The 24,232-nt window shown below is 64.6% G+C and carries 23 protein-coding genes and 1 pseudogene; 16 read left to right on the top strand and 8 right to left on the bottom strand.

Going from position 1 to position 24,232, the window contains the following annotated elements:
* Positions 1 to 84: 84 nt before the first annotated feature.
* The 4 genes and pseudogenes from NOV74_RS03845 (at position 85) to NOV74_RS03835 (ending at position 2,825) form a co-directional block, all read left to right on the top strand.
* On the top strand, positions 85 to 231 hold the full coding sequence (locus NOV74_RS03845; RefSeq protein WP_257309413.1) for a hypothetical protein: 147 nt from the start codon (positions 85 to 87) through the stop codon (positions 229 to 231).
* A 164-nt stretch (positions 232 to 395) separates the two neighbouring features.
* Positions 396 to 1,196: a sensor histidine kinase gene (locus NOV74_RS03840; RefSeq protein WP_257309411.1), complete on the top strand. Its 801-nt coding sequence runs from the start codon at positions 396 to 398 to the stop codon at positions 1,194 to 1,196.
* A gap of 213 nt (positions 1,197 to 1,409) precedes the next feature.
* Positions 1,410 to 1,667 (top strand): annotated as a pseudogene (locus NOV74_RS15435) (diguanylate cyclase); the annotation flags it as partial.
* A 114-nt stretch (positions 1,668 to 1,781) separates the two neighbouring features.
* Positions 1,782 to 2,825 carry a DUF3187 family protein gene (locus tag NOV74_RS03835; protein WP_257309410.1) on the top strand — a complete coding sequence of 348 codons (1,044 nt, stop codon included), beginning with the start codon at positions 1,782 to 1,784 and terminating at the stop codon, positions 2,823 to 2,825.
* 106 nt (positions 2,826 to 2,931) lie between these two features.
* Here NOV74_RS03835 and NOV74_RS03830 read toward each other — a convergent pair whose 3' ends face one another.
* Positions 2,932 to 3,603: an MbcA/ParS/Xre antitoxin family protein gene (locus NOV74_RS03830; RefSeq protein WP_257309407.1), complete on the bottom strand. Its 672-nt coding sequence runs from the start codon at positions 3,601 to 3,603 to the stop codon at positions 2,932 to 2,934.
* A 343-nt stretch (positions 3,604 to 3,946) separates the two neighbouring features.
* Between NOV74_RS03830 and NOV74_RS03825 the strand changes: the two genes are divergently transcribed.
* Genes NOV74_RS03825 through mraY form a run of 8 tightly spaced genes read left to right on the top strand, consistent with a single transcriptional unit; the run spans position 3,947 to position 12,861 of the window.
* On the top strand, positions 3,947 to 4,423 hold the full coding sequence (locus NOV74_RS03825) for a division/cell wall cluster transcriptional repressor MraZ (protein ID WP_257309405.1): 477 nt from the start codon (positions 3,947 to 3,949) through the stop codon (positions 4,421 to 4,423).
* A gap of 2 nt (positions 4,424 to 4,425) precedes the next feature.
* On the top strand, positions 4,426 to 5,388 hold the full coding sequence (gene rsmH / locus NOV74_RS03820) for a 16S rRNA (cytosine(1402)-N(4))-methyltransferase RsmH (protein WP_257309403.1): 963 nt from the start codon (positions 4,426 to 4,428) through the stop codon (positions 5,386 to 5,388).
* Between the two features lie 11 nt (positions 5,389 to 5,399).
* Positions 5,400 to 5,768, top strand: a complete 369-nt coding sequence (locus tag NOV74_RS03815) for a hypothetical protein (RefSeq protein WP_257309401.1) — start codon at positions 5,400 to 5,402, stop codon at positions 5,766 to 5,768.
* A 57-nt stretch (positions 5,769 to 5,825) separates the two neighbouring features.
* Positions 5,826 to 7,967, top strand: a complete 2,142-nt coding sequence (locus tag NOV74_RS03810) for a penicillin-binding transpeptidase domain-containing protein (protein WP_257309400.1) — start codon at positions 5,826 to 5,828, stop codon at positions 7,965 to 7,967.
* On the top strand, positions 7,964 to 9,421 hold the full coding sequence (locus NOV74_RS03805) for a UDP-N-acetylmuramoyl-L-alanyl-D-glutamate--2,6-diaminopimelate ligase (protein WP_257309399.1): 1,458 nt from the start codon (positions 7,964 to 7,966) through the stop codon (positions 9,419 to 9,421). Before NOV74_RS03810 ends, NOV74_RS03805 begins: the two co-directional genes overlap by 4 nt.
* Entirely contained in the window at positions 9,418 to 10,404 is a 987-nt protein-coding gene (locus NOV74_RS15430; protein WP_257309397.1) for an L-threonylcarbamoyladenylate synthase, read from the top strand. Before NOV74_RS03805 ends, NOV74_RS15430 begins: the two co-directional genes overlap by 4 nt.
* Complete coding sequence (locus NOV74_RS03795) at positions 10,401 to 11,750, top strand: UDP-N-acetylmuramoyl-tripeptide--D-alanyl-D-alanine ligase (RefSeq protein ID WP_257309396.1); 1,350 nt, start codon at positions 10,401 to 10,403, stop codon at positions 11,748 to 11,750. The genes NOV74_RS15430 and NOV74_RS03795 overlap by 4 nt, the downstream gene beginning before the upstream one ends.
* A gap of 22 nt (positions 11,751 to 11,772) precedes the next feature.
* Positions 11,773 to 12,861 carry a phospho-N-acetylmuramoyl-pentapeptide-transferase gene (mraY, locus tag NOV74_RS03790; protein WP_257309394.1) on the top strand — a complete coding sequence of 363 codons (1,089 nt, stop codon included), beginning with the start codon at positions 11,773 to 11,775 and terminating at the stop codon, positions 12,859 to 12,861.
* On the opposite strand, the gene NOV74_RS03785 is transcribed toward mraY, so the two are convergent.
* Positions 12,839 to 13,606, bottom strand: a complete 768-nt coding sequence (locus tag NOV74_RS03785; RefSeq protein ID WP_257309392.1) for an EAL domain-containing protein — start codon at positions 13,604 to 13,606, stop codon at positions 12,839 to 12,841. The two genes, mraY and NOV74_RS03785, sit on opposite strands and share 23 nt — an antisense overlap.
* A gap of 102 nt (positions 13,607 to 13,708) precedes the next feature.
* Between NOV74_RS03785 and murD the strand changes: the two genes are divergently transcribed.
* From murD to NOV74_RS03770, 3 genes are all read left to right on the top strand, one after another.
* Entirely contained in the window at positions 13,709 to 15,031 is a 1,323-nt protein-coding gene (murD, locus tag NOV74_RS03780; RefSeq protein WP_257309390.1) for a UDP-N-acetylmuramoyl-L-alanine--D-glutamate ligase, read from the top strand.
* A gap of 84 nt (positions 15,032 to 15,115) precedes the next feature.
* A complete protein-coding gene (locus NOV74_RS03775) occupies positions 15,116 to 16,543 on the top strand; it encodes an FAD-binding oxidoreductase (RefSeq protein WP_257309388.1) in 1,428 nt (475 codons plus the stop codon).
* A gap of 50 nt (positions 16,544 to 16,593) precedes the next feature.
* Positions 16,594 to 17,100, top strand: a complete 507-nt coding sequence (locus tag NOV74_RS03770; protein WP_257309387.1) for a hypothetical protein — start codon at positions 16,594 to 16,596, stop codon at positions 17,098 to 17,100.
* A gap of 112 nt (positions 17,101 to 17,212) precedes the next feature.
* On the opposite strand, the gene NOV74_RS03765 is transcribed toward NOV74_RS03770, so the two are convergent.
* The 5 genes from NOV74_RS03765 to NOV74_RS03745 form a co-directional block, all read right to left on the bottom strand.
* The gene (locus NOV74_RS03765; RefSeq protein WP_257309384.1) at positions 17,213 to 18,988 is read right to left on the bottom strand and encodes a cytochrome c biogenesis protein; all 1,776 of its coding nucleotides are present in this window, start codon (positions 18,986 to 18,988) and stop codon (positions 17,213 to 17,215) included.
* Between the two features lies 1 nt (position 18,989).
* On the bottom strand, positions 18,990 to 20,150 hold the full coding sequence (locus NOV74_RS03760; protein WP_257309382.1) for a cytochrome c biogenesis ResB family protein: 1,161 nt from the start codon (positions 20,148 to 20,150) through the stop codon (positions 18,990 to 18,992).
* Positions 20,143 to 20,781: a hypothetical protein gene (locus NOV74_RS03755; RefSeq protein ID WP_257309381.1), complete on the bottom strand. Its 639-nt coding sequence runs from the start codon at positions 20,779 to 20,781 to the stop codon at positions 20,143 to 20,145. The genes NOV74_RS03760 and NOV74_RS03755 overlap by 8 nt, the downstream gene beginning before the upstream one ends.
* 83 nt (positions 20,782 to 20,864) lie before the next feature.
* Entirely contained in the window at positions 20,865 to 21,110 is a 246-nt protein-coding gene (locus NOV74_RS03750) for a 4a-hydroxytetrahydrobiopterin dehydratase (protein ID WP_257309379.1), read from the bottom strand.
* Entirely contained in the window at positions 21,107 to 22,705 is a 1,599-nt protein-coding gene (locus NOV74_RS03745; RefSeq protein ID WP_257309377.1) for an aromatic amino acid hydroxylase, read from the bottom strand. Before NOV74_RS03745 ends, NOV74_RS03750 begins: the two co-directional genes overlap by 4 nt.
* A 95-nt stretch (positions 22,706 to 22,800) precedes the next feature.
* On the opposite strand from NOV74_RS03745, the gene NOV74_RS03740 reads away from it, so the two are divergent.
* Positions 22,801 to 23,592 (top strand): TrmH family RNA methyltransferase, encoded by a 792-nt coding sequence (locus NOV74_RS03740; RefSeq protein ID WP_257309375.1) that lies wholly within the window; start codon positions 22,801 to 22,803, stop codon positions 23,590 to 23,592.
* Here the strand turns inward: NOV74_RS03740 and NOV74_RS03735 are convergent.
* On the bottom strand, positions 23,589 to 24,158 hold the full coding sequence (locus NOV74_RS03735; RefSeq protein ID WP_257309373.1) for a thioredoxin family protein: 570 nt from the start codon (positions 24,156 to 24,158) through the stop codon (positions 23,589 to 23,591). The two genes, NOV74_RS03740 and NOV74_RS03735, sit on opposite strands and share 4 nt — an antisense overlap.
* Positions 24,159 to 24,232: the final 74 nt, after the last annotated feature.

Here is a 24,232-nt window from a genome sequence, read left to right as displayed (position 1 = left end):
CAACAGCAGCCTCATCTCCTTCCACTTTGGAGGAAAGGCCGGTCTGCATGCCGCCTCTCTTCACCTCGCCTCCCGGATGGCTGGATGTTCACCAAGAACCTGGGCGCCGAGCTGCGCTACACCTGGAGCCGATACAAGCCCGAAGTGGCCGATTTCGCTCCTCGGGGTTACACCAGCAAACCCACGGTAGACGCGCCTGCCATCAATGCGAGCTTCATCTTCCGGTTCTGAACCGGGCAGCTTTGTAGAACGTGGGCGGACACATCTCCCCGTCCCGGAGGTTTGATCATGCCAGATGGAGGCGATCCCACGATCGCCTCCATCCCGGCCGGATGGAGCAGATAACGAGGTCTGCAATCGATCTCTAGCTTCTATCTAGGCATGGAACCGATGCCATGCCCTCACCCCTTCAAGGTCACAAAATCATGGACATGAAACTCCAGATGAATACACAGATCGAATGCTCGGACACGATGGACTACGGACCACATATCACCATCCGGTCCATGGCCACGTCCGCCCACGACCTGAAGAACCTGCTTACAGGGATCCTACTCTTGGCGGAACGGATCACCTTTGAATCCGGGGCCCTTGAAACCGGAATCGACGCTCTGGCGCAGCGGATCCTAGAGGGAGGCAAGCGGATGCAGCAGTGCATCAACAACCTCATAGAAGCTGCCGCAGGTGAGATCCGGGACCTTCCCTTTCATTACACAAAGTGCAGTATTTACAAACTTTTGCGCCAAGTCGTCAAGTCCAACTGGGAATATGCCCTGAGCAAAAACATCCGCCTTCGTATCCCGGACCTGGGGTCAGAGGAATGCTGGGGCCAAGTGGACGAGGAAGGTCTGCGCATGGCCGTGGACAACCTGGTGAACAACGCCATCAAGTATTCCCCCCCGGGTTCGGAGGTGCAGGTGACTCTCCGTTCACACGAACGGGAAGGAGAGCCCGTTGCCTTGATCCAGGTGAAGGACCAAGGCCCTGGCCTGACACCGGAGGACAAGGCCAAGGCCTTCTGCCCGTTTCAGATATTGTCTGCCAGGCCCACCGGGGGCGAGTCCAGGGCGGGCCTCGGGCTCTCGATCGTCAGACAGATGGTGGAACGTCACGGAGGCAAGGTCTGGGTTGAGAGCGTGTACGGCCACGGTGCCACCTTCTGCATCAATCTGCCCTTGGATGCCTGCCTTTCCTGAGCGAGATCCGGGAGCCTCTGCTCAAGGAATTCCAAAATGGAGGAGACGGACAGCCAGGTCGCTTGGAATTCCCTGGGTGGAACCCCTCCTGCCCGTGTCGAAATGACCTAACTTGTTCTCGTAGTAAATGGAATTTTCACGTCATGACGGGCACAAATTCCAACTTTCACCCAACTGTGCAATACAATTTCATTCCTTCCAGGCTGGTGGACGATGGAACAACAGGCTTCCTCACACCCTCCCACGTTTCCTGGCCACGTTCACAGAATTCCGGTTCAGGGAGTACGAGCAACTCAGCCTGAGATTATCGCTGATCCTCTCCGTCTCGCCATCCGATGCGGCCATCCCCTTTGCGTCCTGAAGGTGGACCTTGATCATTTCAAACGGATCAACGACACCTTTGGACATGCGACTGGGAACCAAGTGATGCGCCTTACTTCTGACGCGCTCCGCCACGAACTTCGCGCCTCAGATATGTGCGGTTTGACGCCTTCAATTACCACGGTACTTATGCGTTCGCGGAAGAAGTTGTCGGGCAGATGGAGGAAAGCCCATGGCATCAGTCTGGCCTTGATGCTGGGAGGCATGCTGCCTCTGATCGGCCAGGAGCCGATGGAAATGGGCCCCTTCCCAACGAGAGAAATGTTCCCGCTTTACCTCATGCCGATGGTCTACCAACCGGTGGATCCCACTCCCGTAGGTCAGGGACGCTGGCGGGTATCCCTGGATCACATGCAGGCGAACACGTTTGAATTCTCGGACATTTTGAAGGACCAAGCGCCGCGTGATGCTCAAGGGCGGCTTGCGATTACCCGAGAATTCGTGCTCGCGCATGCTGCGGAGTACTCCTCGATACCCCTCATGTTTTTCTTCGACGAGGAGATAGCCCGGACATCACTTCGAGTGCGATTCGGACTTACGGATAAAACGGATGTGTGGGCCGAACTCCCATTTCAAAGCCAAGGTGGCGGGTACCTAGATGGGGTCATTGAAGCATTCCATAACCTGGGGTTCGAGCAGTTTGGCCGAGACCGGGTGAAGAAGGATCAGATCACGCTCATGGTGATGACCAATGGACACCTGGTCTTCTACAGCGATCAGCCCATCCGCGGGAAAACGCAGGATCCGACCATCGGTCTGACCCATGAGCTTTCGAGTGGCCCGACGTGGAGACTCTCCGCTTATATGTCACTCAAACCGCCCATGACCACGACCTATGATATCTATCGCTCCGGCTGGGATCATTCTCTTGGACTCACGGGAAGATGGCAGCCAAACACGCATCACGTCTTCTATGGAGGACTCGGATTCATCCGGCGCCCCGGTGGTTCTGCGGCATATAACACCATGGCTTTTGGGAGCCTCCGTGACGCCTGGGGGGCCCACAGCACCTGGGAGTACCGCCGATGGCATAAAGTTCGGCCCTTCCTTCAACTTTATCTTCAGAGTGGTTTTCTCCCGAAGCAACCCTATCAGAAGTTGGATCGACCCAGCCTTCAGCACGATCTGGGATTCCACTGGCAGATTAAGAAGGATGTCGTTTTCACATTTCGGTATCTCAATAACATTACCCACAACGAGAACACAGCAGACATGGGATTTGGGGCAAGCCTGACGGCCTCCTTCTGAGGCGGAGTCAAAAGGATATCGAAGAATGTGGTCCTTCAATATGGATGCTCAAGGTCTGGGCATGCCGTCTGATCAAAGAGAGACTCATAGCGTCGCTATATTGAGGCTAGGCGAGTTTGGGCATCTCAAGAAGGATCCGAAGAAACCTAGGTCGACGCCGGACATCGTAATTAAAGAGTACATCGATAGGGCTGTGACCAGTTTTGGAGAGCAGCCTATTCGGAGTATGGAACCAGGAGGTTGCGAGATCTTCACTACTGAAGTTGAACCTAGCTAATTCCACACTTTTCCAGACGAGCCAGAACTTGAAGTCAATTTGGGATCGGTAAGGGATGGCCCTTCCTTTCCTAGCCGCACCTACCCAGTAGAAGTAGGTCCTACGGGAAAAGCCAAGGCTTCTAAACTGGCGCATGGTACTGACTTTGAGAAAGTTGGTCGCGTCCAAGAACCTCTTCAGTCCGTCCGTGGATCTTCGAGCGTTGGCTGCTTTTAATTCATTCGCCGTTAGTTTGCCATCAGGGCCTTCGACCGATCGATAGTACGAGGTCCAGGCCTTCTCGACGGTGAATCCACTTGCTTTCCCAGAATCCTGGCGGCTTGGTGAAGATCGCACATCCCAGGAATTGGTCGGGGAGTCGAGGAATTCTTCGGTTCTCTTCCCGCCTTCAGAGCGCCTCGCCAGGGATGCTTCTCCAAATATCGTCCTGACCACTTCTTCATTCGTCGCCGAGTCAGTCCGGATGATGTCGTCGATTGTTCGGAGAGAAGGGTCAGCCATGGGATGGGTCCATGTCGGAAGGGCAGTGGGGCCCTCAAATTCTAGAGAGGGAATCCATTTGGTGGACCAAAAAAAAGCGAAAAAGGACCGAGACCTTCCGTGAGAACCCTGGCCGTACGGGAGAGAACCAGGACATGTGGTCAAGAATTTCGCCATTCTCAATGAGAACTGGCAAGATGCGTGTCTTTTTCGCTTTTATTTTGGCTTGTGGGCTGGCCGGAGGTTTCTAGACTTGGGAGTGGAATTCAGTGGAGAAAAGTGGATTGAAGTGGATCAAAGTGGTCTCACTCGATCTTCCGGTCTTTCCTGAGCCGCTGGTTGAAAGGCGATGTCGGTGCTGCGATTGCGCGGAAACTCACCGGCCACGGTGGATGAGAAGGGACGCCTGAAGCTCCCCTCTTCCTTCAAGGCTGAGCTGGAAACCTTCGCCCAGGGCGAGGGGGTCCAGGCTCTGCGTGAAGGTTCCGGCGCCCTGCGGCACTACCTGACCTCTTTGGATGGTCGTTCGGCACGCCTTTACCCCCTGCCGGTCTGGGAGGCCATCGAAGCTCGTCTGGCCGCCCTGCCATCCACCAGCCCCGCCAAGCGAAAATTCCTGGAGACCACCGCCTACTTCGGCAGCGAAGTGGAACCGGACGCGCAGGGCCGATTCGTCATCCCGCCGATCCTGCGCGAGGCCGCCCAGCTCACCGGCGAGGTGGCGGTCCTGGGGCAGATGGATCACCTGGCCCTGTGGAACAAGGCCGGCTTCGAGCGTCGCCTCGCGGCTGAGCCCCTGGGTGCCGATGACTTGGCCCAGCTCGCGGAACTGGGAATCTGATGATGGCCCTGCAGCCCCCTCGCCACGTTCCGGTCCTCCTTCAGGAGGTGCTGGATAACCTCGTGCTGCCTCCGGCTGCCCGGGTTCTTGATCTCACCTTGGGGATGGGCGGCCATGCGGAGGCCCTGCTGGCCCGTTGCGACGAGGCCTCCCGCTACCTGGGAGTGGATCGCGATCCTGAGGCCCGCTATCAGGCCCGCCGCCGCCTGGGCGACGACAGCCGCCTGGAGATCCTGGGCGGGAATTACGAGGACATCTGGAACGATCCCCAATACCAGGCCTGGAAGACCGAATTCGCCCCGGGCGGTTTCGACGCCATTCTCGCGGACCTGGGTGTCTCCACCTTGCAGCTCCGGACCCCGGAGCGCGGCTTCAGCTTCCGGGACGAAGGCCCCCTCGATATGCGGATGGATACCTCTTCCGGCCCCACTGCCCTGGAATGGATCGCGGAACAGACCGATGAAAGCCTGGCCGACGCGATCTACCAGTACGGCGAAGAGCGTGCCAGCCGGCCCATCGCCCGCGCCATCCTCCGGGCGCACCGCGAAGGCCGGCTGGCCACCACCAAGGACCTGGCCCAGGCCGTCTACTCCGTGATCCCCCGGGAACCCGCCAAGCGCAAGGGCCAAAGTGATCCGGCCACCCGCACCTTCCAGGCCATTCGCATCGCCGTGAACGGCGAGTTGGACCGCCTGACCGCCGCCCTGGAATCCGCCATCTCCCAGCTTCGTCCCGGCGGGCGTCTGGCTGTCATCAGCTTCCACAGCCTGGAGGATCGCATCGTCAAACAGACTCTGCGCCGCCTCGCGGGCATCTACGACGGGCCGGGCCGGACGGCCCCCGTCGAACTCCCCAAGATCCTCAAGCTCGTTCATCCCGGTGGTCTCGCCCCCAGCGAGGCCGAGGCCGCCGCAAATCCCCCATCGCGTTCCGCCCGCCTCCGCGTGGCGGAGCGTCTCTCCTGACCGAGGTTCCCATGGCCGCCGCCATTCTGCCGAGCCCCACCCCTCCCGTCCGAACGGTCGAGAGTGAGGGCATCCTGCGTGTGCTGCTCCTCGTGCTGGCCCTGGCGATGCCCCTGGCCACCCTCGCCTATCTGAAGATCCAGAGCACCCGCCTGAGCTATGCCATGGGCGACCTGAAGGAGCGGATCCGCAAGGAAGAGGAGTTCCAGCGCAAGCTCCTGCTGGAGCGCAGCCGGTACCAGCGGGACGAGGAAGTCCAGGGGTATGCCCAGAAGGCCGGGCTCCAGCCCCGCAAACAGGGGCACCTGATCCGCCGGGGCTTCACGCCCGAGGACCAGCGCCTCGCCAAGCTCCGCCCGGTCTCGTCCGATGGGCTGTAGGCTATAGGGCGTGGGCTCCTAGTCCACGTGACCGCTTCCTTTAGCCCCGGCCGTCCTGTGTCCCTCCGTTTCACCACCGAGCCCCGCGTTTCCCGCCGCCTGCTGGGCCGGCAGGATCCCCAGGATTTGTTGAGCCAGCGCCTGCCCTGGATCATGGGGAGCATGGCCTTCTGGGCCCTGCTCATCCTGTTGCGGCTGCTCTGGCTGCAAGGGGTGGAGCACAAGAGATATCAGGCGAGGGCCGAGCAGCAACACACCACGATCGTCCCCATTCCGCCCATTCGCGGCGAGTTGCTGGACAGGCGTGGCGAGCCTCTGGCCATTTCCATCAAGGTCGAGAGCCTCTTCGCGGATCCCCGCATGTTCTACCCGGACTACAAACCGGGGAAGGGCGAGGACCGCCAATGGGGCGAGCCGGACCGCAAGTCCGCCGCAGCGGTGGCCGTAAAACTCGCGCCCATCCTGGAGCAGACCCGGGCCCAGGTGCTGGAGAAGCTTCTCCGCAAGAAGACTTTTGTCTACCTGGAGCGGCACCTGCCGCCCATCAAGACCGCCGCTGTGCGGGCGCTGAACCTGGACGGCATTGAGTTCCAGCCCGAGAGCCGCCGCTTCTATCCCCGGGGCAGCCTTGCGGCCCAGATCATCGGCTTCACCAACATCGACGGCCTGGGCCAGCTGGGCATCGAGCAGACCTATGACAAGCAGCTGGTGGGCGTGAAGGGCGAGTTGATCGCTCCGAAGGATGCCCACGGCAAGCTGCTCATCCTCCAGGAGAACTACAGCAAGGTCCCGGTGAACGGGGCCTCGCTCCAGCTCAGCCTGGATGCCTCCATCCAGCACATCGTGGAGGATGCCCTGGAAGAAGGCGTGCGCCTGTCCCATCCACGCACGGCGTATGCGGTGGTGGTGGATCCCCGGACCGGTGAGATCCTTGCCATGGCCGGCACGCCCACCTTCGATCCGAACCACATCCTGCCCAAGAAATTCCGGAACCGTGCTGAATCCGAGCTTTCCTCCGCCGAGCGTGAGGAACTGCACCGCGAGATGGAGCGCCAGAAGGCTGCCCGCAAGGTACATCCGGTGGAGGATGTTTACGAACCCGGTTCCACCATGAAGATCTTCACGGCGGCCATGGCTCTGGAGGAACGCAAGGTCCACCTGGGCGAGCGCATCGACTGCATGTCGGGCCGCTGGCTGTACAGCCCCAAGATTCCGCCCATCACGGACACCCACCGTCATGGCCTGCTTACCTTCGAAGAGGTGCTCTGGCAGAGCTCCAACATCGGCGCCGCCAAGATCGGCATTCGCCTCGACCCAGCGGTGCACTATCAGTACCTGCGGAAGTTTGGATTCGGGGACGCCACGGGACTGAACTTTCCTGGCGAGAGCTCCGGCCGCCTGATCGCGCCGGACCGCTGGAGCGTGCCCACCCAGTACACGATGTCGTACGGCTACGGGCTGAGCACCACGCCCCTCCAGATCCTCATGGCCGGCTGCGCCCTGGCCAATGGCGGCAAGCTCATGCAGCCGATCCTCGTCCAGCGCATCTACAACGACAAAGGTCTGCTGCTGAAGGAATTCAAGCCTACTGTGCGGGGCCAGGTCATCAGTGAAGAAACGGCCAATCTCATGAAGGAAACCCTAAAGGGCGTGATCACCCAGGGCACCGGCAAGCGGGCCAAACTGGACAACGGCGTGGAGGCCTTCGGCAAGACCGGCACCAGCCGCAAGCTCATCGACGGGCAATACGACCCGAAACGTCACTACGCCTCCTTCATGGGCTTTTTCCCGGCGGACAAACCCCAGTTCGGAGTCCTCGTGATGCTGGACGATCCCGCTGGGGACACCACCGGCGGTGACGTGGCAGCGCCCCTGTTCAAGCGCATCGGCGACGGCATCCTGCGGTTCCGGCAGACCGCGAACGATGCGGACCGGGAAGCGGATTTGAAGCTGTCCCTGCGCGACTGGCCGGTGAGCGAGACCGACGAAGCGGCCCTGCATGTGGAGCGCGGCCGGGTACCCGACCTGCAGGGCCTCAGCCTCAAGGCCGCCATCCATCGGGTGGTGCTGGTGGGTGGGACTCCCAAAGTGGAGGCCACTCCCGGCTCCTCGGCTGCCCACGTGATCGGGCAGAGCCCCGAGCCGGGGGCGCCACTGGAGGTGGGGACGGTCGTGAAGATCAAGGCGGGGATGCCATGAAGCTGGACGCGCTCATCGATGGAATCGCCCTGCGGTGCTCCGGTCCGGACGCCGAAGTGGCGGACCTCAGCAGCGATAGCCGCGAAATCTGCCCCGGCTGGGCCTTCCTGGCCTTGAAAGGCGAGAAGGCTGATGGCGCAGCGTTCGTGCCACAGGCCTTGGCCCAGGGTGCCAACGCCGTGATCGCGGAATCCAGCCTGGCGGCGCCCGCGGAGATCGCGGTCTGCGCCTTCACCGGAGATCCTCGACTGCAGATGGCCGAGCTGGCCCGTCGCCTCCACGGGGCGCCAGACGAGCACCTGGCCCTCATCGGCGTCACCGGCACCAACGGCAAGACCACCACCACCACGCTCATCCGCCAGCTCCTGCGGGGCGCTGGTATCGGCTGTGGCCTGGTGGGTACCGTGCTGAACGCCGCCGGTGATCTGGAGGAGGAAGCCGTCCGCACGACACCGGAAAGTCCGACCTTCTACCGCTGGTTGCACCGCAGCGTGGCGGCACACGATTCGGCGTCGGCGGTGGAGGTGAGCAGCCATGCCCTCTGCCTGGGCCGGGTGCATGGCGCTCGCTTCCAGGTGGGGGTCTTCACGAACCTCACCCAGGACCACCTGGACTACCACGGCACGCTGGAGGCCTATTTCGACGCCAAGCGCCTGCTCGTCGCCCAGTGCGACCGCTTCCTTGTGAACGCCGATGACCCTTGGGGTCGGCGCCTGCTGGGGCGAGAAGGCCACGCCGACTACGCGGTGGATCGTCCCGCCCGCTACCGTGCCCAGGATCTGGACTTGGGGCCGACGGGAACGCGGTTCGCCCTGGCCACGGACAAGGGGACGTGGGAGGTTCGCAGTCCGTTGCTGGGGCGCTTCAATGTGTACAACCTGCTTGCGGCCCTGGCGGCCTGTGCCGAGGCGGGCTTCGACTTGGACCGGCTGGTGCCAGCTGTACCCTTGGTGAGCGGCGCGCCCGGCCGCCTGGAGCGCATCGACTGCGGCCAGCCCTTCGGTGTGATGGTGGACTACGCCCACACACCGGACGCGCTGGAGAAACTATTGACCGAGGGCCGGCGTCTGCTGCCGCCGGGCGGCCGCCTGCATGTGCTCTTCGGCTGCGGGGGCGACCGTGACCGTGCCAAGCGCCCCCTCATGGCGGCCGCCGTGGCTGCGGGCGCGGACGTGCTCTGGCACACCAGCGACAATCCTCGAACGGAAGATCCCGAACGCATTCTCGAAGACGCCGCGCCGGGGATTCCCGCTGCGGTTCGCGCCGACCAGAGCCGCTACCATCGCAACGCGGACCGCCGTGAAACGGTTCGCCTGGCCCTGGCGGACTGCCGCCCCGGCGACCTGTTGCTGCTGGCGGGGAAGGGGCACGAACCCTACCAGGAGATCCATGGGGTGAAGTATCCCTACAGCGACCGCTCGGCGGTGGAAGCGGTGCTCGGGGGAACCAAGTGACGCGCCTCCTTCACGTCACGGGACCGGACGACCCGGCCATTCTCGAAGCTGCGGCGGTCCTCGCCATGGGTGGCTTGGTGGCCTTCCCCACGGAGACGGTGTATGGCCTGGGCGCCGATGGTCTGAACCCAGAGGCCGTGGCCCGGATCTATGCGGCCAAGGGACGGCCGGCGACGAATCCCGTGATCCTCCATGTCGCCGATGCCGCCGCCGCGCGGGAGCTCGTATCGAGCTGGTCCGCGGAGGCTCAGGGCCTGGCGGAACGCTTCTGGCCGGGCCCACTGACCCTGGTCCTCCCCGCTTCGAACTTGGTTCCTTCCATTGTTCGTGCGGGTGGGTCCACTGTGGCGCTGCGCTGTCCCGCCCACCCCGTGGCCCTCGCCCTGATCCGCGCCACTGGCCGCCCGCTGGCCGCGCCCAGCGCCAACCGCAGTCAGCACCTGTCGCCCACGCTGGCCCAGCACGTGGCTTCCAGCCTCGGCGACGCGGTGGACCTGATCCTGGACGCCGGGCCCACTGCGGCGGGCCTGGAATCCACCATCCTCGACCTGACCGGGGGCCGGCCCCGGATCCTCCGCCCCGGTCCCATCGGGCCTGCGGAACTGGCGGTCTTGGTGGGACCTGTGGATCTGTGGGAGGGGGCCGTGAAGGCCGGAGAGGTGCAGGCCGCGCCGGGGATGGCCGAGCGCCACTACGCGCCCCGGGCGAGACTGGAACTGGTGGCGCCAGGAGCCGGCTTGATGGAGGTCTCCGGGTTGGTGGCGTACGTGGGCCTCGGCTCGCTTCCCGACCTGCCCGAGACCGTCCGCGGGATCCTCTTGCCCATGGATGCAGACGCGGTGGCGGCGAGACTCTACGCCCTCCTGCACGAACTGGATGACGCGGGTTTCGAGCGCATCTTCATGGAACGCCCTCCAGAAAACGAGGCTTGGCTGGCGGTCCGTGACCGCCTGTGGCGGGCCTCTGCCAAGGAGCAGCCATGAGCCTCTGGTCTCTGTTCCAGGTCGCCTCCCAGGTGGGTGGCGAGATCCTGGGTGATGGCACCGTAGTGCCATCGTCTCTTTCCTTGGATACCCGGACGCTTCAACCAGGCGCCTGTTTCGTGGCCCTGCGAGCCGAGCGGGACGGCCACGATTTCACCGCCCAGGCGGTTGGAAAGGGGGCTTCGGCGCTGCTGGTGGACCATCCAGTAGACAGTGACTGTCCACAACTGGTCGTGCCCGATACGGAAGTGGCACTTCAACGCTGGGGCCAGGCCCGGCTGGCGGCCTTGCGACCCAAAGCCGTCTTCGGCGTCACTGGCAGCGTGGGCAAGACCAGCACCAAGGAATTGTTGGCGGCGGCCGTGGGTGGCTGGAAGACTCCGGGTAACCGCAATAATACGCTGGGCCTGCCGGAGGCACTGGCCACCCTGCCGGAGGGCCTGAACGCGGCGGTACTGGAGATGGGCATGAGTACCTCCGGCGAGATTCGACTCCTCACGGAGATCGCGCCGCTGGATTTCGGCCTCATCACTCTGATAGGCACCGCCCATGCCGAGAACTTCGCCCATGGTCAGCAGGGCATCGCCGAAGCCAAAGGTGAGCTGGTGGCGGGTCTCGTCCCGGGGGGCGTCTGGGTCCACCTGGCCTCGGACAAGTGGTGCCGCTGGATCGCGGAGCAGCCCTGGGCCCAGCATGCCAAGGCCCTGCCTGTGGGCGAGGGGCAACCTTACGGGTGGGAGGCCGTCGAGTCGTTGGGGGCTTCCGGCGAAGCCTTCCTCATGCGAACACCGAAGGGCACCTTCCCGGTGCGGATCCAACTGCCTGGCGAACACCAGGTACGCAACGCCGCCCTGGCCGCGGCGCTCGCCATCCATGCCGGCCATGAACCGGACCAGGTCGCCGCGGGCCTTGCCACGGTGGTTCCCGAATGCGGCCGGGGGCGGCTTTACCCCTTGGCTGGCGGCGGCCACCTGCTGGACGAGACCTACAATGCCAGCCCTGACTCCATTCTGGCCTGCGCCCAGGCTCTGCTGCATCTTCCCGGTGGCGAAGCTCTGGCCGTGCTGGGCTCCATGCGGGAACTCGGCGTGGAGGCACCCCAGATCCACCGGGAGACCGGAGCCGGCCTCAAGGCCCTGGGGATCTCTCGACTCTGGGCGTATGGCGATTTTGCGAAGGATTATGCCGAGGGCTTTGGTCCGGGCGCCGTGGCCTTCCCTCATTTCGAAGCTCTGCGCGACGATCCCGCCGGCCTCTCCGCAATCCCGTCGGGAGCCCGTATCCTGGTGAAGGGTAGCCGGTTCTGGCGCGCGGAAGGCGTCGTGGATTGGCTCCTCGCCCACTGACCACCAGACCCCCGGACTCCCCATGCTGCCTTGGCTTCTCTCTCCTTTCCGCGACGTGATCCCGGGCATCTCGGTCTTTCGCTACGTCACCTTCCGCACAGCCATGGCCGCGGCCACGGCCATGGTGTTGAGCCTGTTGCTGGGCCCATGGGTGATCCGGACTCTGCGCGCCCTCAAGATGGGCCAGCACATCCGCGACGTCGGGCCCGAGCATCACCAGAAGAAGGCAGGGACGCCCACCATGGGCGGCATCCTCATCCTGGTGGTGATCACGGTGTCCACGCTGCTGTGGTGCGACCTCAAGAGTGGCGCCATCTGGGTGGTGCTCATGGCGCTCCTGGGCTTCGGCACGGTGGGCGCCTTCGACGATGCGCAGAAGCTGCTCAAGAAACAGAACCTCGGCCTCACCAGCTGGCAGAAGATGGCCCTGCTAACGGGTATCTCGCTGCTGGTTGCCTGGCTGATCCTCCACTTCGGCCTGCGGGGAACCGCCACCAGTCACCTGTCCGTGCCCTTCTTCAAGAATTTCCGGCCCGATGTGGGGATATTCCTCATCCCCTGGATCTGGCTGGTCATGGTGGGCACGAGCAACGCCGTGAACCTCACGGATGGTCTGGATGGGCTGGCCACCGGCGGCACGCTCATCGTATCGCTCACCTACGCTATCCTGGCGTATGTGGTGGGCCACGCGAAGATCGCCGCCTACCTGGTGGTGCCGCATGTCCCGGGGGGCGCGGAACTCTCTGTGTTCATGGGTGCCATGGCAGGCGCCTGCCTGGGCTTCCTCTGGTTCAACGCCCATCCGGCCGAGGTTTTCATGGGGGACACAGGCTCGCTGGGGCTGGGCGGAGCGCTGGGCACCGTGGCTGTGGTCATCAAGCAGGAGCTGCTGCTGGTCATCGCGGGCGGACTCTTCGTGGTGGAGGCCGTGAGCGTCATCCTTCAGGTGGGCAGTTTCAAGTTGCGGGGGGGCAAGCGCATCTTCCGCATGGCGCCCTTCCACCATCACCTCGAACTGGGCGGGCTGCAGGAGACCAAGGTGGTCATCCGCATGTGGATTACCGCCATCGTCTGCTCGATCCTGGCCCTCAGTTCTCTGAAGCTTCGGTAGGAAGGGCGATGGGCCTTGGCCGCGTAGGCCAGGGCTGGCCGAGGATGAAGCCCTGGCCCCAGGGCACGTCCGCGTCCATCACGGCTTCGAGTTCTTCCAGCGTCTCGATGCCTTCCGCGATGAAGCCGATGCACATGTGCCGGGCAAAGTGCGAGAGGGCATTGAGGAGGGCAGCCTGGTAGGGCCGGCGGTGGACCTGCTCCACGAGGCTGCGGTCAGCCTTGATGAAATCGGGCGCCAGTCGGGCCATCTGCGTGAGGCTGGCCACCCCGGCGCCGAGGTCATCCACGGCCACGCGCAAGCCGGTATCGCGCAACCTCTTGGCATAGTTCTGCAGCGCCTCGAGATCATCCATGCCCTGGGATTCGGTGAACTCCATCACGACACACTCCACCGGGAAGGGCAGGGACTCCAGCCAGCGCGGAAGACAGGTCCAGAATCCCGGCGCCTCCAGGCTGACAGGCTCCAGATTCACGAAGTGCAGATAGTCTCCACTCCCGTGCTGGGCCAGCGTCGCGAAGGTGGCTTCGAGGAAGCGCAGGTCCAGGGCCAGCCGATCCTGGGGGGCCAGGGCAGGGTCCTGCAGGATCGGGCCCACGGAGCGGGCGATGCCCGCCTCGTCCTGAAGCTGCGCAAGGTATTCCTGGGCCACCATGCGATTGTCCCGCAGGCGGTACATGGGCTGCACATGAGGGACGATGGCCCCCTCGCCGCTCAATAACCTTTTCAGGATGCCCTTTGACATGACCACTCCGCACTCGTTCAAGGGTCCTGCATCAAGTGTAGCCCGGCCGGGGCCCGCATGCAGGAACCTTCACCTCGGGTTACGCTGGACCTGGAGGGCGACATGCGCACCGTGGTCATGGGGGCGGGACGTTCGGGCTTGGCAGCGGCCCGTTTCCTGGCGGCGCAGGGGCGGTCGGTGGTGCTCACCGACAGTCGTCCGGGGCCGGAGTCCGAACTGGAACTTGATCTCGCGAAAGCAGGCATCCCGGGCGTGTGGGGCGGCCATCCTGAGGCTCTCCTGGAGCATTGCGGCGAACTCGTCCTCAGTCCCGGCATTCCTCCCAGCACACCCTTTGTCGCCACCGCTATTTCCAAGGGCATCCCGGTCATCGGAGAGGTGGAGCTGGCCCATCGATGCCTGCGAGCCCGGAACGATGGGAGCCGCGTGCTGGCCGTGACGGGCACCAACGGCAAGAGCACCACCACCGATCTGGTGGCCCACCTGCTCAGGGCCTCAGGCCTGGCCGCAGTGGCTTGCGGCAACCTGGGCACTCCCGTCATCGAGGCCGTGGTGGCGGGTGCTCCGGAACTTACCTATGTCGTGGAGTTGAGCAGCTACCAGCTTGAGACGGTGGCGACCTTCCATGCCGAAGGTGCAGCCTTCCTGAACCTCACGCCGGACCATCTGGCTCGCCACGGCACCCTCGAAGCCTACCGCCAGGCCAAGCTGCGGATCTTCGAACGGCAGGGCGCGGGGGATCTCCGCGTGGTGCCCGCGGGCCATCCCGAGTGGTGGCAGGACGCGCCGGGCGAGGGGCGGAACGCGCGTTTCGGCTGGTCGGAATGCGAAGCCTGGTGCGATGGCAGAGGCAATCTCAGTCTGCATGGCGAGGGGCTCCTCCATCGGGATGAGTTGCGCATCCCCGGCGACCACAATGTGGAGAATGCCCTGGCGGCGGCCCTGCTGGCCCGGCATGGCGGCGCGGAGCTGAAGGCGATCCGCACAGGTTTGCGCAGCTACCCTGGGTTGGCCCATCGCATCGCCTTTTGCGGCGAGAAAGGCGGCGTGCGCGCCTACAACGATTCCAAGGGCACCAATGTGGATGCGACCTTGACCGCCATCAAAGCCCTGCCGGGGCCGCTCGTGTTGCTGTTGGGCGGCACGGACAAGGGCGCCAGCTACGGCCCCCTGCGTCAGGCCCTCAACGGCAAATTGCGCCGCCTGATCTTCCTGGGCGAGGCGATACCGCAACTCACCCGCGATCTGGGCGATCTGCCCCATGACGTGGTGCCGGCCTTCGACGATGCCGTTCGGGCCGCGCTGTCCCTGGCGCGTTCTGGCGACCAGGTGCTCCTCAGCCCCGCCTGCGCCAGCTTCGACCAGTTCGACAATTTCGAGCAACGTGGTGAGCGGTTCGAGTCCCTAGTGCGGGCCTGGCTTTGAGAAAAACTCAATGATCGTTCTTGATTGACCCGTCCGGCCCCCGGATTTCTTGCGTCAGAATTGGTCAATCTGCGAGAGGTTGCGATGCCCGATACCACCCGAATTGCCGCCGATCTGCGAACCATGTTGGGACAGGATGCCGTACTGAGCGAGGCGGAGGACCTCGCCAAGTACGAGTCTGGCTGGCGATACGGGAAGGGCAAGGCCCTGCTGATGGCCCGGCCCGGGACCACCGAGCAGGTCTCGGAGGTCATGGCCTACTGCCACGAGCGGGGCCTCCGGGTGATGCCCCAGGGCGCCAACACGGGGCTGGTGGGCGCGTCCAATCCCGACGTCAGCGGCGACATGCTGGTGCTCAGCCTGGAGCGGCTGAACAAGCGCCTGGAGATCGATCCCATCAACCGCACGGCCGTGGTGGATGGTGGTGTGTTGCTCAGCACCTTGAACGAGGCGCTCTCGGCGCACGGGCTCATGTTCCCCATCGATCTCGGGGCGGATCCGACCATTGGCGGCATGATCGCCACCAACACCGGTGGTACCCGGCTTCTTAAGTACGGCGACGTGCGCCACAACCTCCAGGGCGCGGAGGCCGTGCTGGCGGACGGCACGGTGGTGGATGTGATGAACCACCTGCGGAAGAACAACACTGGCCTCGACCTCAAGCAGATCCTCGTGGGCACCAGCGGCGTCTACGGCGTGATCACCGGCGCGGTGCTCCAGGTGGTGCCTGTACCCAGGCAGGACGCGACGGCCCTGGTGGGCTGTGCCTCCGGCGAGGCGGTGCTGGCCTTGCTGCAGGCCGTGGAGCGGGAACTGGCGGATGTGTTCACGGCCTACGAGGTCATCAGTGCCAACGCTCTGAACCCCGTGTTCAAGCATCACGAGGGCATCCGAAATCCCTACGGCGCCACCAATCCTCCCGCCTACACGGCTTTGGTAGAGCTCTCCTCGACCCTACCGGACACCGCCCTCAACCTGTCAGAAGTGCTGGAGGAACGCTTGGGGGCCTTTCTGGAGAGCGCAGCCGGCGAAGGCATCACGGATGTCTTCATGGGCAAGCCTGAGGATTTCTGGGCCATTCGCCATCACATCAGCGAAAGCCTGCGGAACGAGGGGAAAGTGCTGGCCTTTGACATCAGCGTGCCCCGCAGCCGCATGGCCGCCTTCACGGAGGCCGCGGTGGCCCTGCTGGCCAAGGACTACCCTTATGTCCGTTGCTGCGACTTCGGGCACTGGGGCGATGGCGGAACCCACCTCAACCTGGTGTGGAATGAAGCCGAGTCTCCACGGTCCCCGGCCCAGATCGTCGAGGAGCTGCAGTCCCGGATCTACGAACTGGCCGTCCGTGGCTTCGACGGCTCGTACAGCGCCGAGCATGGCGTCGGACCCCACAATCAGCGGTTCTACGACACCTATACGCCCGAGCCGGTGAAGGCGGTGAATCAGGCGCTCAAGCAGCGGCTGGACCCCAAGAATCTACTGGGCACCACGCGCCTGGGGCCCAGGCTGTGATCACGCGTTAGTCCATCCCGAGGTAGATTCAAGGAAACCCCGGAGCTTTCATGCGCCTTTCCATTCTCGCTCTCCTCCTCGTTGCACCCCTTCTCGCGCGGCCGCCGGCGCCCAAGACCGATGCCTTTGCGCTGGTCCGGTTCCTGGCGGGCGAGTGGGTGGGCGAGTCAGATGGGAAGACCGGCTCCCCAAGCGGCGCGGCCTCCTTCCGCTTTGAGGTGGAGGGGAAGGCCTTGGTGCGGCGTAGTCACGCCGACTTCCCTGCCGCCAACGGCCGGCCGGCCGCCCATCACGAGGATCTGATGACGGTCTTCGCCGAGGGCGGTCAGCTCAAGGCTTTCTATGTCGACAACGAAGGCCACGTCATCCGCTACCTGGCGACCGCCATGCCCCAGGGCGTGGCCTTCACCAGCGAGGCGGCGCCCGGCCCGCGGTTCCGCCTGACCTACCTCCGCGGGGCCACCGACACCGTCACTGTCCGCTTCGAGATCGCCCCGCCTACTGCCCCCGACGCCTTCAAGACCTACCTGGAGGGTGTCACCCGCAAGGTGAAGTGACCTTCCATGCATCCTCCCCCTCGGAAGAGGAGGCAAGAAGAAGCCCGGCTCTGCCGGGCTTCTTCGCGGGGGTCGCGGGGGTATTCGCGCAGCGAGGAACCCCCGGAGAATACTAGGCTTTGGAATGAGGCTTTTGTTCCCAGAACCGTGCCGGTGCGGCGCAGATGGCCATGAAGACCAGCTGGCTGAGGATGAAGAGGCTCAGCGCGTAGAAGGCCTTGTCCATGAAGCCGTAGGAGTGCAGGCCGACGCCCAGCATGTTCACGCCGAACCAGGAGCAGGCAGTGATGACGTTGCCGAAGATGGCCATCACCATGGTGCCGCGTTCGCGGACATAGCCGGCCCAGCGGGCGTGAAGGATGATGGCGTTCCACAGCACAATCAGCAGGGCGCCGTTCTCCTTGGGATCCCAGCCCCAGAAGCGGCCCCAGGACTGGTCGGCCCAGATGCCGCCCAGCACGGTGCCCACGAAACTGAAGAAGAGCGCGAAGCAGATGATGCCGTAGGTCATATCCACCAGGGCCTTGTCCGTCTCCGCATCCACCTTGGTGACGATGTGCTTGCGGATGGCGTAGCCGATGGCGATGGCGCCGGCCAGGAAGGTGCCGGAGTAGCCGATGGTGATGGTCACCACGTGGGTGGCCAGCCAGAAGTTGGAATCCAGCACGGCCCGCATCATCTCCATGGTGTCGCCCTCGGTGCCCAGGTTCTGGGCCACCAGCAGGGAGGCGAAGCCCGCGGCGGCGGCCACGGCGGTGCCAAAGCCCTTGCGGTACATCCGCTCGACGATGAGGCCCAGGATCACGGCGCCCCAGCCCACGAATACGGCGGAGGAGTAGAGGTTCGTCACCGGGGGACGGCCCTGCAGGATGATGCGCGCCGCCAGGCCCAGGGTGTGGACCACTGCGCCCGAGAAGAGCAGGGCGTAGGCGGTGGGGCGCAGCAGCTCAGGCTTCCAGATCCAGGAGAGGCACAGGACGATGAAGGCCACGAAGTAGATCGACAGGCCCACGTAGAAGGGTTGGGCACGGTTGAAGATGACTTCATTGTTCGCGTGACTCAGTGCGCCGGGCTTCAGGGTCGCAACCACCCCCTTCAGGTCGGTCAAGGCCTGGTTGAAGCTGGTGGCGTCATTGGCGACGTAGGCGGCGTTGAGCCGGGCGAGAGGCACCAGAGCCGGGTGGACACCCTGGCCGGCGGCCATGACGCGAAGGCCTTCGCCCACGTTCTGCCAGGCGTCGGGGGCGGCCGCGGCGGTGGGCGGCAGGATGCGGAACTGGGCCAGCTGCATCAAGTCCTGGTGGCGGGCAGAAGCCTCGGGGTCGCTGATGGACTGAAGTTCCCAGCCGAGGCCCGGTGAGCCGGCCAACTGAAGGGTGTTCCGCAGCTTGTAGTAAAGGTAGGCGCGATCGAAGAGATTGACGATGGCGCTCTGGAAGCGGGTTCGCTTCTGGGGCGCGATGGGCTGGGCGGTCTGGGCCTGCTTTTGGATCTCCTCCAGGTGGGAGGAGAGATCGGCGAAGCTGTAGTTGTCACGGCCCAGTTTCTTCCCCTCGGTATTGACCAGGCTCTGCACTTCTGTGTCATTGATGATGAAGATGGGCTGCTGATCGGCCACCTGGGGGCGGAACATCACGTCCAGGATCCACTCGTCGGGTCCGATACCGCGGCCTTCGTAACGGAAGCCCTGGCTGCCGTGGATGACGAGCAGGGAATTGCGGGCCAGGGAATCCAGCGGCTTGACGCGCCCGCCTTCGAGGATGGGGATGTTGCCGAAGCCGGCGGCGTCGAAGCCGCGGACCTTCCCGCCGGGCATGGCGACAACAAGCGCGATAAGCAGGGCGAGGATGCCGGCGCCCCAGGCGAGGTATTTCTGCACGAAGGTCATGTCAGCCCTCCTTCTTGTCCTGGCGCCGCTTCAGCGAGCGCCGCAGGACGATGGCGAAGTGCACGAGCAGGCCCAGGGAGACCAGCACGCAGGACACATAGGGGAGTATCCAGCCGGGATTTTCGACCACGGAAAGGACGGACAGGGTGTCGTTCTTGCCAAAGCTCGCCTGGTAGAAGGTCTTGCCCTCGTACCGCAGCGGCTGGTTCATGTAGATGAGTACCTCGCGGGATTCCTTCTGCGAGGGGTTCACCACCTGGACCAGGCTGGAGAAGTTCTTGGGGATGTCGGTACCGGGGTAGACGTCATGCCGGAATTGCTTGAGCGTGAAGGCGTACGGCAGGTACTGGCGGCGCAGCCGCATGGAGAGGGAGTAGGTGTGCCCCTCATGGGTGAAGGACTGGGGAGCGCCGAGTGCCATGGAGGCCAGCCAGATGCCGTAGCTGCGACCGCCGGCGATGGGTTCCACCAGCACGGATCCCATGTTCATCTCATTGTCGTTGGTGACGGTGGGGCGCTCGACGATGGCAACGCCGGGACCGATGCCTGCGGTTGCTCCGGAAGGCTGTGCTCCGGTCGCCAGATTGGAGAGTTCCGCGTTGGGGTAGTAGCGCTTCACGTTCAGGGTGATGGGCGTGCCGGGGATGGCGATGGCCCCGCCCTTGGCCAGCAGCGTGTCGGGCACGGAGTAGACCTCGTCCCAGGCGGGATCGGTCGTGTCGATAACGGCCAGTTCCAGGTTCTTGTAGCTCTGAACGTAGTTGACGGTCTGGCCCACCTCGATGGACATGTTGGTGTCCACCTGCATCATGCCGGCCACGAACTCGCCGGCGAACAGGATCACCAGACCGGCGTGGACCAGCCACATGCCGGCCTTGGTCCAGCTGCGCTGGATGTCGAGCGTCTTGGCGATGAGGTTGAGCGTGAGGAGAAGGCCCACCAGCCCACCGCCAGGGAACACGGGCAGGGGGAAGGGCAGGGCCGAGGTTCGCCACCAGACGAAGAAGCTGCGCATGTAGGCGTTCACGGCGCCCTGGGTGCCCATGCTCACCTGGGCCAGGGTGCAGAGCACCACGAGCGCCATCAGGCAGGCCAGCAGGACGATGGTGAGTTGGAAGGACTTGAAGAACTTCCAGGTACGGGAGGCAAGTGTCTTAATCAAGGCTGAGGCTCCCCAGGATGCGCATGAAATCAGGCTTGGCCTTGGCTACAGGACCGGCGTCCCCCGTCAGCTTTAGGAACCAGGTGTTTCCGTCCGGCGTGGAGATCAGACCGGCCACCATGCGGCTCTTGGTCTGGCCCTCGCTGGTGAAGTCGTAGACATTCAGGGCGCCGGCCTTGGTCTTGACGACCACACGCGACGCGGCCAGGGCGGCCTCGTCGATGGGGCCCAGGCCGATCTGGCCGCGCCAGCGGTTCACGTTGGCCAGCTCGCCGCCGGCGGCACCGGGCAGCACCACCACCGTGGCTTCATTCTTGCCCGGCACGGGGGACTTGAAGGTGGCAAAGCGCATCCCCTCGCCCTGGATTTCGCTCCAGCCCTTGGGCAGGGACCACTTCAGGGAACCTGGGCCAGCGGGCCTCGGGGGCGCAGGCATGTCCCCAGCGGCCGGGGGCATCCCCGAGGGGGTCTCTCCCATGACGGCCATCGGCGAATCGGAGCTCGGAGCCTCCTTGGGCACCCGGAAGTGGCTCACCTGGTCACGGTTGCACCCGACGGCCAAGGCCAGGAGTCCGGCACCAGCCAGCGAAGTGGCCTTCGCGACGAAGGGCCTGGAATAGTGGGGAAGCATCGATGTTTTCAACAAGGGGTTCCTCTAGGACATATCAGAATACCGGACCTGCTAGGGAGAAGACACATGACATTCGGCAAGGCTTACAAGTCGAATGGCCGGACAGCTTCATCAATGAGCTTCGCTAATTGTTGATCTTTATCCGTGATACCTCCCGCGTCGTGGGTGGTCAGGCTGATTCGGACATGCCCCCAACCAAAGATGATATCTGGGTGGTGATTCAAGGCCTCGGATGGTTCCACCACAGCGGTCACAATCCGGAAGGCTGTGATGAAATCCCGGGTCTTGAATTCCCGGACCAGGCATCCGTCCTGTTCGATCCACGTCATGGCTTCACCTCCTGGGCCAGGGCGGCTTCCAGTTCTGCCAACTCCGCCTGGAGGAGCCATTCCTCAGGGAAGGACCGGGCCTTTCGCGCCAAGGCCCGGAGCCGCTGCCCATCCAAATTGCCGTCTTCCCTCAGGGCCTGCGCCTCCAAATAGAGATCAGCCAGCTCCGAGGGCAGCGAGGATGCCTTCCGGGTCCGGGCCTGGGCTTCCGCCTCGCCTTCCGCGAAAGCCCCCAGCCCTCCGTACCACTGGTCCCAGGCGCCCGGGTCGGCGGGACCCCCGGCCACGGAAGGCAGGCCTGGACTGAGAAAGAGCAGGGCCCAGCTGGGCAGATCCAGGGGCCGCCCGTCCTGGTGGCCCCGCAGGTTGATGACCTCGTGCTCCCCCACCCGGAAACCCGTGAGGAAAAGGCCCGAAGGCAGGTCGAGGCTGAACGGCCCGCGAGGCGGCAGGGAACCACGCCCGAAGGCCACTAGGGCCGAGCCGGGCCAAGGGCGGCCTTCTGCGACGCCGTGGTGGGACAGCAGCACCGGCCCCTCCACTCGGACCAGGGCGGTGGCCAGGCCCGGGGTCAGCTCACCGCGGGCCGGAATCCGCGCCACCACCTTGCCCGTGAGTTCAAGGCCACCCTCCAGGCCCAGGTGGTTCACGGTGCGGGCACGCAGGGCCTCTTCCAGGCCGTGGTCGCCGCCGCGCCGCCAGCTGAGGGTGGCCTCGAAGGCGTCCAGCACTTCGAAGAGGTGGTCGAAATCCCGGGCCACGAAGAGCTGAGGCTGCATGCGGGTGATGTCGTATTCGGTGTCCGCGCAGGCGAGGCTGAGGGGCACCTTGGCCACGGCGTCGGTGAGGCAGTGGGCGGCCTCGCCCAGGCTGCTGAGGAGCCCGGCGCCATAGAGCTTGGGATCCGCCAGGTCGCCCACCAGGCCGTATTCGGCCGTCCACCAGTAGAGGCGGCTGGCTTTGGTGCTCTCGCTGACGTACCGGCGGCTGGCGGAGGCGGCCCGCAGGCGCTCCTCGGCCAGGTGGACCTCGGCCTCGGTGGCTTCGGGATCCTCCTTCACCACGCTGAGGTTGCGGATGGCCTCGTAGACCGCCTGGTCCTCCACGGAGGCGATGGCCCGGAAGCCCGCCTCGCCGCAGCGCTTCAGGTAGTCGGCGTAGCGCCGGTCCGCCAGGATGGGCGCATGCCCGGCACTCTCGTGGACGATGTCCGGCGCCGGGGTGTACTCGATGTGCTCGTGACTGCGGATGTCCGCAGCGATGGCCAGGACACCGAGGGACTGCAGCTCCGTGAACACCGCCGGGGGAATGAAGCCGCGGACACCCACGGCGGACCAGCCCAGGCCCTCCAGCTTGAGGTTCATCTCGTCCAGGCTGGGGATGCGCTCCAGGCCGATGCCCGTGGCCGCCAAGCCCGCGAGGTAGCTGCCATGGGCCGTATCCTTCAGCCGGTGGGTGAGCCGATGCAGGATGTGCCGCCAGACGGCGTGGTCCCGGGGCGTGTAGGCCCCGTAATCCTGATCCGCCACGTAGCGCTGGAGGTGGGTCGGAAGCCGGTCGATGGCGCGCCGGGTAGGTGATGGCAATGGGAGCATGGCGGCCTCGGGATCCATTAAACTTTAAATTGTGAACAATTGGTAGGGAACTTCCAATTCATGAGGTCCGCGCCCGCGCGGGCTACCCTGGTGCCATGACCGATTTCGATCCCTGGGACCCTTACCGCGATCTGCGCTTCGCCGGGACGCGGGAGCACCCGGAGTACGGTCCTTGTTTCATCGCCGAAGGGCGGATCCTGGTGGAGGATCTGCTCGCCGCAGGACGGGCCGGCCGCTTGCGCGTGGTGTCGGTGGCCGCCACCACTCCAGCGGCCGAGGCGGCGCGGGCCCTGCTTCCGGAAGGGACCGAACTGCTGGTGGCCGAACCCTCGGCGTTGTCGGAATTGGCGGGGTTCTCTTTCCATCGGGGCCTCATGGCCTTGGCCCAGGTGCCCCCGCCGCCGTCCGTGGCAACCCTGGCGTCGGCCCGGCGCCTGCTGGTGTTGCCCCGGCTCTACGACGGCGAAAACCTGGGTTTGCTGCTGCGCAGCGCCGCGGCCCTGGGGCTGGACGGCGTGCTGGCAGGCCCCGGTCCCGGTCTCTGGAGCCGCCGCACGGTCAGGGTTTCCATGGGCGCCGTGTGGCGCATTCCCGTCTGGCGGGTGGAGGATCCTTGGGTGCTGCTGGCGGACTGGAAAACGGCGGAACCTGGTTCCGAAATCGTCGCCGCGGCCCTCACGGAAAGGGCTGACGACGCCCGGAGTTGGCGGCCCGCCGCCCGCTGCGCCCTGGTGATGGGGCCCGAGGACAAAGGCCTCGACGCGGGCCAACTGGCTCAGTGCGACCGGGCCGTGGCCATTCCCATGGCTTCCGGCATGGACAGTCTCAACGTGGCCGCTGCCGGGGCGATCCTCATGTTCCGGATGGTTGAAGGGCTGACAAGCTAAGGTTCGCGGCAGGTTGCGATCTCCACCAACCGCAACAGCTCGCTGATGACCTCGCGGCAGGCGGGATCCTGCTCGTAGGAGGCCGAGACCTTCTTTCGCGCGGCGGCCACGTCGCCGCATGCTTTGCCCCGGGCGATGATTTCCTTGCAACCCTCGGGCATGGGGCCCCAGTTCCCGCACTCCACGAACCGGTCGCTCAGGAAGATGAACTTGGGGATGGCCTCTCCGCCATTCGTGAGGAACCGGACGAACACGCCCGGGTGCTGCTGCCGGCTGAGGTAGCGGACCTTCAGGTTCGAGCTGGCCTCGGCCAGGCGCTGGAGCACGGGCGCGTGGCGCACCACGTCGCCGCACCAGTCCTCGGCGATGGCTACGACATGTACGGGTCGGGGCAGGGCGGCCAGGAAGCCCGCCACGGTGGGCTCCATCATCAGGGCCTGGCGCTGGGTTTCGAGCTTGTCCCTCTGCTCAGTGGACTCCGCGGCGGCCAGCCAGTCGGCGTAAGTGAGGCCGGAATCGAACACGGCCTCCCAATCCAGGGTGGGCAGGGTGGGGGGGCGGGGCATGGCACCTCCAGAGAACCTCTGATGCTGCCATGCCCGCCCTCGTGACTGGACGTACCTTTGGGGTGGCGCGGACC

The sequence above is a fragment of the Geothrix fuzhouensis genome (assembly GCF_024609325.1).
GTDB classification, from domain to species: domain Bacteria; phylum Acidobacteriota; class Holophagae; order Holophagales; family Holophagaceae; genus Geothrix; species Geothrix fuzhouensis.
This window is presented reverse-complemented; position numbering and strand designations above follow the sequence as displayed.